Genomic DNA, 9,631 nt, shown 5'->3' with positions numbered 1-9,631 from the left:
GAAGATCGGCAGGCCCAGCTGGTACTGTTCGCCGGCAGTGCGCTCGCGCATCGCCTTCCACACGCCGGCAGCGACGTTCGGGATCTCCCGCAGGCCGTCGCCCATGTCCTCGAGAGTCGGTTCCTCGTCCTCTTCCATCGCGAAGAGGATGCGGGTGAGCTTCTTCGCCGTCTCCACCGGGAAGCCGCAGGCGAACTGGTAGTTCACCTGGTCGTTGGCCACGGCCAGCGTGCTTCCGAAGGCGATGAGGTCGGGGTTGGGCGTACCGGGCATGCCGACCAGCTCGAGTTCCATCTGGAACTGGACCGAAGGTCTGCCGGAACGCGGCCACCGCTTCCGCCAGCGACTCGAGCTTCGACATCAAGTCGGTCGGATCCTCGACCCGACGCATGCGAGCCAGGGTTGTCACTGGACAAACGCCCCAGCACCTGCGCCATGTCTCGGCGGTGAACGGCTTCGCGAGCAGGAACATGGCCCCGCCTCGGTCGCCTGATCCACCATCTCCTTGGTGCTCTCCGGAGGTCACGAACCCGAAGGGGATCTCGAAGCCGCCGGCGTTCAGGGCGGTCAGGAACTCGATCCCGGTCATCTCGGGCATGTGCCAGTCCGAGAGGATCAGGTCCGGCTTCTGCGCCTTGACCACGTCGAGAGCCTCGCGGCCGTTCTCGGCCTCGATGATCTCGCGGCCTTCGAAGCCCGCCTGGCGGATCGTGCGAAACGATGCGCCGCATCGCGCGTGAATCGTCCACCACCAGAATCTTCATCTTCCAAGCCTCCTGCTTGTCGCCATGCCTGCCGCAAACGCCGTCCGGCCGGGTACGCCGGTCCCGCGCCGCGCAGCGAGGCGTTGGCCGTTCCGGGTACGAGCCCGTTCCGGCTCAACGAGTTCATCGGTTGGAGCGGGCGTCGATTTAGGTTTTTCTTCAGGAGACCGTGAATCAGCCCTCGGGCCCGATGACCCGCCGGACGGATGCGTCGGCGGCCTCGCGAACCGCCTCCTCGAGGCCCATGGCCTCGGACAGGCGCAACAGGTCGATGCCGCGGGCGTTCAGGATGGGCCGGGGCGAACGGATGGAGCAACAGTCGCGGTAGGGCTGGATCGAGGTGTTGAAAAGGCCGGTTCGCTGGCTCCAGGCCGTGATCTCGCACAGTTGTCCAGGCCCACCAGCGGCCGGAGGATGGGCAGGCTCACGTCCGGGCTGATGGCGGCCAGGTTGTGCAGGGTCTGGCTGGCGACCTGGCCCAGGCTGTCGCCGGTGACCAGGGCCAGGCCGCGGCGCCGGGCCAGGCGGGCCGCCGTGCGCACCATGAAGCGGCGGAACATCACCATGTCGTAGCGGTCGTCGATGGTCCCGATCGCGCGCGTCTCGTACGGCACCACCGGGACCAGGTGCAGGTGCAGCGGGATGGGCATCCAGCGCGCGAGCAGGCGCACCAGTTCTCGATCTTCGCGCAGTCGGCCTCTTCGACGTTGCGCCCACTGTAGAAGTGCACGAAGTCCGCACGGCTGCCGCGCCGCATCATCATCCACGCGGCCACAGGCGAGTCTGATGCCGCGGAGAGCAGCACCATCGTGCGCCCGCTCGGGGTGGCAGGCCGCCGAACGCCTGCTTCCTTCAGGGCGAATGCGAGCACGCTCTCGCGCAGCACGAGCACATCGATGACGAAGTCGGCATCGACCATGCGCCCCGGCAACCCGCTGCGATGGTGGACGGCGGCGCCCACCACGGCGCCGATCTGCAGGCTGTTCAGCCCGAAGCCGTGGTCGCTGCGCCGCGCGTGGATGCGGAAATTCCGCGCATTGCCGGCACCTTCGTCCGCCAGCTGGCAGGCGGCGCTGCACAGCTGGGTCAGGCGTGGCTCGTGGCCGTCGGCCAGATCCTCGGCCAGCTCGGCGTCGAGTTCGGCGCGCGGCAACTCGATGGCCGGCGACACCCACTGCAGCCCGAACACGCGGTGCAGCCGCGTCGCCGCCTCCGTGGTCTGCGATTCGTCGCGCAACCGAACCAGCAGCCGGCTCTCCACATGGTGGATGGTCACGCCGCCCAGGCCCTTCAGCGCCGCCTGCATGTTGTTGATGAGCTTGCGCAGGAACATGGTCCGATTGCGCCCCTTGAGGGCGATCTCGGAATAGGTGCAGGCGATGACGGACGTGGGGAAGGGCATGGTTCTCCCGCTTGATTCCGCGCCGGGCGGCTGTGTGGGCGCTGCCGCCACAGGCAGGGCTTGGTGCAGAATGTACCAGTCCGGGCCGCGGCGCAAGGTGGGGCCCGTCCCCACGCGATTCGCAGGGCATTCGCCAGGGAAGGACGCGCGCATGCTGGAAGCCGCCGGAGTCAGCCTCGATCTCGCGGGAACGGAGTCGTTCCTCGCCACCTCGCAACTGGAAGCGCTGGCGCCGCGCGTGGCCGCAGCGGCCCGCGGGCTGGCCCAGGGCACCTGTGCCGGGCATGAGTTCCTGGGCTGGCTGGACCTGCCGTCGCGCATCGATGAGGCCTCGCTGGCCGCGTGCGCCACTGCTGCCGCGCGCGCGAAGGCCGACTCGCAGGCCGTGGTGTTCGTGGGTATCGGCGGCTCGTACCTGGGCGCGCGCGCGGTGCTCGATGCGCTGCCGTCGGCGCCCGGCGCCGGCGTGTCGCTGCTGTTTGCCGGCACGGGCCTGTGCTCCGCGTCGCTGGACCGCGTGCTGCGGACGGTCGAGGACCGCGACTTCCGGGTCTGTGTGATCTCCAAGTCGGGCACCACCGTGGAGCCCGCGGTGGCCTTCCGCGTGCTGCGCGGCCTGCTGCGCCGGCGCTACGGCGACAAGGGCGCTGCCGCGCGCATCACCGCCGTCACCGACGCCCGCAAGGGCGCGCTTGCGCCAGCTGGCCGACGCCGAGGGCTGGGAGACGTTCGTGGTACCGACGATGTGGGCGGTCGCTTCTCGGTGCTCACGCCCGTGGGCCTGGTTCCCCTGGCGATGGCGGGCGTGGATGTGCGCGGGCTGGTCGAAGGCGCGCGCGCCATGCAGCAGGCATGTGACAACGAGGGGCTGTTCGACAACCCGGCCCACCTCTATGCGGCCGCGCGCTACCAACTTTACACGCAGGGCTTCACCACCGAGGTCATGAGCTCGTTCCACAGCGGCCTGCACAACCTGCAGGAATGGTGGAAGCAGCTCTTCGGCGAGAGCGAGGGCAAGCAGGGACAGGGCATCTTCCCCGCTTCGACCGTCTTCACGACCGACCTGCACAGCCTCGGCCAGTACCTGCAGGACGGCCGCCGCAACCTGCAGGAGACGTTCCTCTGCGCCCGCCGCGCCGTGCCCGGCCTGGTGGTGCCGGCCGATCCCGGCGCCGACGCCGACGGGCTCGGCTACCTGGCGGGCCGTTCGTTCGACGACATCAACTGGATCGCCTTCGAGGCCACGCGCCAGGCCCACATCCAGGGCGGCGTTCCCTGCCAGGCCCTGGCCGTGGACGAGGTCAACCCGCGTACCGTCGGGGCCCTGCTGTACATGTTCGAGAAGGCGGTCGGCATCGGGGGCCTGCTCCTGGGCCTGAACCCGTTCGACCAGCCCGGCGTGGAGGCCTACAAGCTGGAGATGTTCCGGCGCCTGGGGCGCCCGGCCTGAGGCCGCCGGCCGGAAACGACCTTCCCGGGGGGAGGCCTTCGCGCCGTTTGCCCCCACGGGTTTGGTGGCTTATTTTCGGGCGGTCCGGGAGGGCCTGACCGACGCCTGCGCCCCGGCTGTGCGCTTGCTCCGAACCGAGGAGACTTCCTTGAAGAAGCTGCCCTTCATTTCGCCGTTGTTCGTGATCGTGCTGGCCGTCGCCCTGACCGGTTGCGGCGACAAGGTGGGCGGCAACGCCCAGGCCACGGCCAGCAATACGCCCGCTGCGAGTGCCACGCCGGCGGCCCAGCCGGCCGCCATGCCCGGCACCTGGCAGGGCACCGTCGCCGAGACCATGGACTCGGGCGGCTACACCTACGTGCTGCTGGACACCGGCACCGAGAAGCTCTGGTGCGCCAGCACGCAGACGCCCATCGCGGTCGGTGACAAGGTCACGATCCCCCAGGGCCAGATGATGGTCGACTTCCGCAGCGCGACGCTCGACCGCGTCTTCCCCGAGATCTATTTCACCACGGCCATCTGGAAGGCCGGCACGAGCCCTGGGCGGGGCGATGCCGCAGGGCCACCCCGGCATGGGCGGCGGCGCCCGGCGGCATGGGCGCGGCCGGTGGCCAGAGATGGGCGGCGGCACTATGCCTGGCGGCAATATGCCTGGCGGCAATATGCCTGGCGGCAATATGCCTGGCGGAATGGGCAGCGGCCCGGCCGGCGGCACCAAGCTGGCCCTCGACGACCAGCATGTGTCCGGTGTTGCCAAGGTGGCCGGCGGCTACCAGGTGGGCGAGATCTACGCCAAGGGCGCCGAGCTGGGCGGCAAGTCCGTCAAGGTGCGTGGCCGCGTGGTCAAGTTCACGCCCAACATCATGGGCACCAACTGGATCCACATCCAGGACGGTTCGGGCGAGGGCGCCACGGTCGACCTCACGGTCACGACCAGCGAGATCGTCGCCGTCGGCGATGTCATCGTGGCCGAGGGCGTGCTGGCCATCGACAAGGATGTCGGGGCCGGGTACGTCTATGCAGCCATCATCGAGAAGGCTGCGGTCACCATGAATAGCGGCCTGTTGGCGCCGTTTCTGGGGTCTGGTGAAAGAAGAATCCTGGCTGTCCTCGCCCTTCGGGCTGCGGATTGCCCGGAATTCTTCATTTCACCGGACGCCACGCACATGCCGAAAAGCCGCTATTCCTTCGTGACGGCGGAGCAGCCTTGAGGTAGGGGTGGAGCACGAGGCGACGCGGATAAACTCAGTTACCTGGACGGACTGCCGTCGGCGCGGAAGCGTTCGCGGCGTCTGATTGTCGGCGTGGCTGTGGCCGTCGTGGTCGTCGCGACGCTCGCCGCATTGTCGACGCTGCGCAACCCGGTGGTGGCGCGGGTCAACATGCTGGGCCTGTGCCTCGAGGTGAAGGGCGAAGACGTCGCCAAGAGCGCGCAGGGCGAGTCGCTGGCGCGCGTCCTCGTGGCGACACCCGACAGCACCGAGGTGGAGTTGCTGCTGCCGCCGCCGGTGCCGCGGCCCGGCGATTTCGTGCCGCTTGTGGCCGACCAGTACAAGAAGGGGAATGTTTCCTACACCATCGATGCGGTCCGCTGGAGTGCCGAGGGGCCGCTGGGTTGCGTCAGAAACAAAGCCCGGTGCGCTGTCCTCGCCCTTCGGGCTGCGGATTGCGCACCGGGCATCGTTTCTGACGCAACCTGCACCCGTCCGCTCCGCACACCACACGAACCACGGAGGGGGGGGCCATCGGCCTTCGGCCTCGGCGCGGCGGAGAGACCTGCGGTACTTGATTTTCTTACACTACTGGCGACCGGGTCTCTCGTTCGGTGGAAGCAAGAGCCCGCGAAATCCGCAGCCCGAAGGGCGAGGACATCGCGGGCTCGTTGTTTTCCACCGGACGAGAGAATCGCCCGTCGCTTAGCTGTGCTTCTTCAGGTAAGAGGCCACGCCCGCCGCCGTCGGCTTCATGGCCTCGTCGCCCTTCTTCCAGTTCGCGGGGCAGACTTCCCCGTTCTCCTCGAGGTGCTGCAGCGCATCGACCAGGCGCACCATCTCGTCCACGTTGCGGCCCAGGCCCAGATTGTTCACGGTGCTGTGCTGCACCATGCCGTTCTTGTCGATCAGGAACGTGCCGCGCAGGGCCATGCCGCCTCGAGCAGCAGGCCGTAGTCCTGGCTGATCGTCTTCTGAAGTCGGCCACCAGCGGGAACTGGATGTTGCCGATGCCGCCGTTCTCGGGTTTCGTGTTCTTCCACGCCCAGTGGCTGAAGTGGCTGTCGGTGCTGACGCCGATGACTTCGCAGTTCCGCTTCTTGAACTCGGCAAGGGCCTTGTCGAAGGCGATGATCTCGGACGGGCACACGAAGGTGAAGTCCAGCGGGTAGAAGAACATCACGACGTACTTGCCGCGGTAGTCCGCCAGCTTGAATTCCTTGTTGAAGCTGTTGTCCGGCATCACGGCGGTGGCGGTGAAGTCGGGGCTTCGCTGGCGACCAGCGGCACGGGGATGAAATCGAAGTCCATGTCGTCCATCTTCATTCTCCTTGTTGCGTCCTGCGAGTGACGGCGCCTGCGGGCGCCTGGTGAACATTGTCGGAACATCGTCGAACATCGATGGCCCGTCGCCGGGGGGGCGACACGGTGCCAAGGCTCAGGCGCGGCAGGCGGGGCCGCAGGCGCTCGTAGAGTTCAGCAGCCGTCGGATGGTCGTGCGCCGCCTGCAGTTCCGCAAGGATTTCCGCGCGCTGGGGCGTCCATGCGGCGGGTGTGGGCGGACATGGACAGGCGCAGCCTCCGTGGGTGGATTGTCGGGGGTGGCGCCTGGCGCCGACCGCCCGTGAGCATGTGCCCTATTTAATCGGAATGATTACTGATGTCAAGGGTCATTTCCCGCCCCGCCCGGCATCGCCGGCGCTCTGCCGACACGCGGCGGCCCCCAAAAAAAGCCCCGGGCCGAGGCCCGGGGCTTTCATCACCAGCAGTCTGGTGCGCGATCAGCTTACCAGGTGATGGCTCATGGTCGCAAACTGGACGTAAGCCAGGACGTTCTCGGTGAAGATGCGGTCGATGCCGAAGGCCAGCTGCGTCGCGGTGGCGTCGCTCTCGTCGACCTCGTCCGTGTCTTCATCGTCCTCAGCGTCGGTGTACGTGTTGAACATGTACATCTGGCCCTTGATGGTCCACTTCGGGTTCAGATGGAAGGCAGCGCCGACACCCATCGTCTGGCTCTTCCAGTCGTCGGTAGTCGTCGGCGACAGCGTACTGGTAGGTCGCGCTCTGGAACAGGGCGCCGATGTCGAACTGCTCAGCCATGTACTTGCCGGCCAGGCGGATGGCCTTCGGGCCGTCGCCGACCTCGTCGCCATTGGTCTCGCCGTAGCCCGACGAGGCGGCCTCGTAGGCAGCGCCGATCATGAACTGCTCGGTCGAGTAGGCAGCCATCGCGCTCATCGCGGTCTCGGCTTCCCAATCGGCCTTCGTGACTTCGAGCGCGTCGACCTGGTCGAACTGGTACGCGGCGAAGATCGAGAAGCCGTCCCAGTCCGGGGAGACGTAGGCGACGATCTCGGTCAGGCGGCGGTCCCAGCCATCGGTCACCGAGCGGAAGTCGCCCAGCTGGTCGGGGAACATCTCGACCTTGCGGCCCAGGGTCTTGAACGGGGTGTCATGGCGACCGAACACGATCTTGCCGGCCGTCGCGTGCTTCATGCCGAGGAACGTGTTACGGGTGCCGATCTCGGTCCCGTTACCATCGTTGCCTTCGATGTCCAGGAGCGACTCGAACTGCCAGAACGCCGTGAAGTCTTCGTTCATCGGCGTGGTGCCCTTGAAGCCGAAGCGCGAGGTGTTGCTGGTCAGGCCCAGCTGGCTGTCTTCGCCGTTGCTCAGCGAATTCAGCGAGGCGTGGGCGACGCCGTAAAAGTTCCAGTTGGCGTCACCGGCGAAAGCGGCGCCGGCCGTGAGCAGCGTCAGGACCGACAGGGTAAGCGGCATCTTCTTGAACAACTTGACCTCCTTGATTCCACTGGGATACTTCCGGGCAGCGAGGCCCCGAAATCGATCAACCCCGACCAAACGGGATTGTCGACAATCGCCCAGCCGTCCCAATGCCGGCCCGGACAATATGTTGGCCACCCTGTGGCGGGAACTCTCCGTAGTTCCAGCCGTGCGGTGCTGTCTCGGTGCTGGTTCCGGCCCGATCACGCAGAATGATCCTTCAGCCGCTGTGTCTCCACAGGGCTCAGGGATCGTTTCCGATTCGAGCTTTCGACTGCATCTGCCTCGCGCCGGTTGTGTCGCGACCCCGAAGGCGGGACCGCTCTACCCGGAACGCTCGGAGTCCATGCATTCGAGCACGACTTGTGCCCGGGCGCATTTGCGATCGCCGGAACCCCGTCAACAGGTTATTTGACAGGGCGCTTCCGGGTAATCGCCCGCACCTGACGCACGCGCCGCCGGGAAAGATGACCGGGTCCGTGGCCGATCAACATTTTTTGGAGGGCGGACAGTCCGCCGTCCACGGTATGGTGCCGTCCGTGCCTGATGATGCCGCACCTGTGGGCGGCGTCAGTCCCCGATTCATGCGTTCCCGGAGCGCGCGCGATGGTCCGTACCCGACACTCGTTCCGGCCTATTCGCGGCGTCCGCGATGGCGATCGTTTTGACGACGTTCATCGGCGCGCTGCAGCCGGCAGTCGCTGCCGGTGAAGCCCACGGGCCGCTACCTGCCGCCCTTCGAGATTTCCGACGGCCGTCGCACGCCTCGCTATGACGAGACGATGTCCTGGTTGCGCGCACTCGATGCAGCATCGCCGCTGCTGTCGGTCGAGTTCGGGACCAGTCCCGGAAGGTCGCCAGCCGCCCCTGGTCGTGGCCGACCGGCGCGGCCGCGCGGCTCACGGCTGCGCAACTTGCCGATCGCGGCGAGGAGCATCTCGTGGTGTTGGTGGGAGGCCTGCATCCATGCCGGGGAATCCTGCGGCAAGGATGCGGGCATGTTGTTGCTGCGCGATCTCGCCGCGGACCCGGCGCTCGCCGACCGGTTGCCTGGAGCACGTGACGCTGTTGTTCATCCCCATCTTTCAACGTCGACGGCCACGAGCGCTTCTCGGCCTCGGGGCGCATCAACCAGAACGGGCCTGAAGAGATGGGCTGGCGGGGTCAACGCCGCGAACCTGAACCTCAACCGCGACTACCTGAAGGCGGATACTGTCGATAAGTGCTTATCTGGCCCTGTGGCGGGCCTGGCTGCCGGATTTCTTTATCGACGTGCACTCGACCGACGGCGCGCCGATTACCAGTACGCCCTCACGTACAGCCTGGAGACGCACGGAAACCTGGAAGCGGGCCTGACCGCCTGGACCTCTTCGCTACGAACAGGACCTGAAAGGCGCACTGGCGGGCGCAGGGCTGGCCCATCTTCCCGTACGTGATGCTGAAGGACTGGGCCGACCCCACCAGCGGCCTGGTCACCTCGGCCGCCACGCCGCGGTTCGCCAGCCAGGGTTGGCGTCGCGCTGCAGAACTGCCCCGGCCTGCTGGTCGAGGCCCACATGCTGAAGGACTACGCCACCCGGGTCGAGGTGGTCGGGCGGTTGCTGCGGCATTCGCTGGCTGGCTGTCGGGCGAGGCGAACTCGCTGCGGGCGGCGGTGGCCGCGGCCGACGCCTGGCACGGCCGGGCCGGAATTCCGCGCGACGCCGCTGGCACTCGATTTCGCGCTGACCGACAGCGTGCGCACTTCGTCGATTTCCCCTGGGGGGCGTCGGCGCCAGCGAACAGGAGTGCGCCGTGACGGGCGGCAGGTGGTTCCGCTTCGACGGCGGGCTGCGGTGCTGCTGATGGCGCTGCGGCGTGACCAGCTCGCGCCGTCGGTCCGCGCGCACCTGCCTGAGGCCTACCTGTTGCCGCCGGCGTGGGGCGAGGGCGATCGAGCGCCTCGAGGCGCATGGTGTGGTTTCGTTCCGCTTGTCGGAACCCGTCACGCCTCCGGTCCGCCCTGGCGCCTGCTCGACCC

General features: G+C 67.5%; 9 protein-coding genes and 2 pseudogenes. 3 read left to right on the top strand and 8 right to left on the bottom strand.

The features are described from left to right. From IPG61_20300 to IPG61_20290, 3 genes and pseudogenes are all read right to left on the bottom strand, one after another. Positions 1-764: pseudogene (locus IPG61_20300) on the bottom strand (response regulator). 284 nt (positions 765-1,048) lie between these two features. After that, the gene (locus IPG61_20295; GenBank protein ID MBK6736359.1) at positions 1,049-1,378 is read right to left on the bottom strand and encodes a hypothetical protein; all 330 of its coding nucleotides are present in this window, start codon (positions 1,376-1,378) and stop codon (positions 1,049-1,051) included. Continuing rightward, positions 1,324-2,166 (bottom strand): hypothetical protein, encoded by an 843-nt coding sequence (locus tag IPG61_20290; protein ID MBK6736358.1) that lies wholly within the window; start codon positions 2,164-2,166, stop codon positions 1,324-1,326. The genes IPG61_20295 and IPG61_20290 overlap by 55 nt, the downstream gene beginning before the upstream one ends. Positions 2,167-2,317: 151 nt before the next feature. On the opposite strand from IPG61_20290, the gene IPG61_20285 reads away from it, so the two are divergent. Further along, the gene (locus IPG61_20285; protein ID MBK6736357.1) at positions 2,318-3,616 is read left to right on the top strand and encodes a glucose-6-phosphate isomerase; all 1,299 of its coding nucleotides are present in this window, start codon (positions 2,318-2,320) and stop codon (positions 3,614-3,616) included. Between the two features lie 69 nt (positions 3,617-3,685). On the opposite strand, the gene IPG61_20280 is transcribed toward IPG61_20285, so the two are convergent. Further along, on the bottom strand, positions 3,686-3,916 hold the full coding sequence (locus tag IPG61_20280; protein MBK6736356.1) for a hypothetical protein: 231 nt from the start codon (positions 3,914-3,916) through the stop codon (positions 3,686-3,688). Positions 3,917-4,167: 251 nt separating this feature from the next. Between IPG61_20280 and IPG61_20275 the strand changes: the two genes are divergently transcribed. After that, entirely contained in the window at positions 4,168-4,827 is a 660-nt protein-coding gene (locus tag IPG61_20275; protein ID MBK6736355.1) for a hypothetical protein, read from the top strand. A gap of 705 nt (positions 4,828-5,532) precedes the next feature. Here IPG61_20275 and IPG61_20270 read toward each other — a convergent pair. The 4 genes and pseudogenes from IPG61_20270 to IPG61_20255 form a co-directional block, all read right to left on the bottom strand. Continuing rightward, positions 5,533-6,205, bottom strand: a pseudogene (locus tag IPG61_20270) (peroxiredoxin). Continuing rightward, positions 6,150-6,350, bottom strand: a complete 201-nt coding sequence (locus tag IPG61_20265; GenBank protein ID MBK6736354.1) for a hypothetical protein — start codon at positions 6,348-6,350, stop codon at positions 6,150-6,152. The pseudogene IPG61_20270 and the gene IPG61_20265 overlap by 56 nt, the downstream one beginning before the upstream one ends. Before the next feature lie 258 nt (positions 6,351-6,608). Next, the gene (locus IPG61_20260) at positions 6,609-6,779 is read right to left on the bottom strand and encodes a hypothetical protein (protein MBK6736353.1); all 171 of its coding nucleotides are present in this window, start codon (positions 6,777-6,779) and stop codon (positions 6,609-6,611) included. After that, positions 6,748-7,620, bottom strand: a complete 873-nt coding sequence (locus IPG61_20255; protein ID MBK6736352.1) for a porin — start codon at positions 7,618-7,620, stop codon at positions 6,748-6,750. Before IPG61_20255 ends, IPG61_20260 begins: the two co-directional genes overlap by 32 nt. A gap of 1,547 nt (positions 7,621-9,167) precedes the next feature. Between IPG61_20255 and IPG61_20250 the strand changes: the two genes are divergently transcribed. Continuing rightward, positions 9,168-9,631: hypothetical protein (locus IPG61_20250; protein MBK6736351.1), on the top strand; the 464-nt coding region annotated here is incomplete at its 3' end.

This window comes from bacterium, assembly GCA_016703265.1.
Classification (GTDB): Bacteria; Krumholzibacteriota; Krumholzibacteriia; order LZORAL124-64-63; family LZORAL124-64-63; genus CAINDZ01.
Note: the sequence above shows the minus strand (reverse complement) of the source record. Positions and strands in the feature narration are given on the sequence as shown.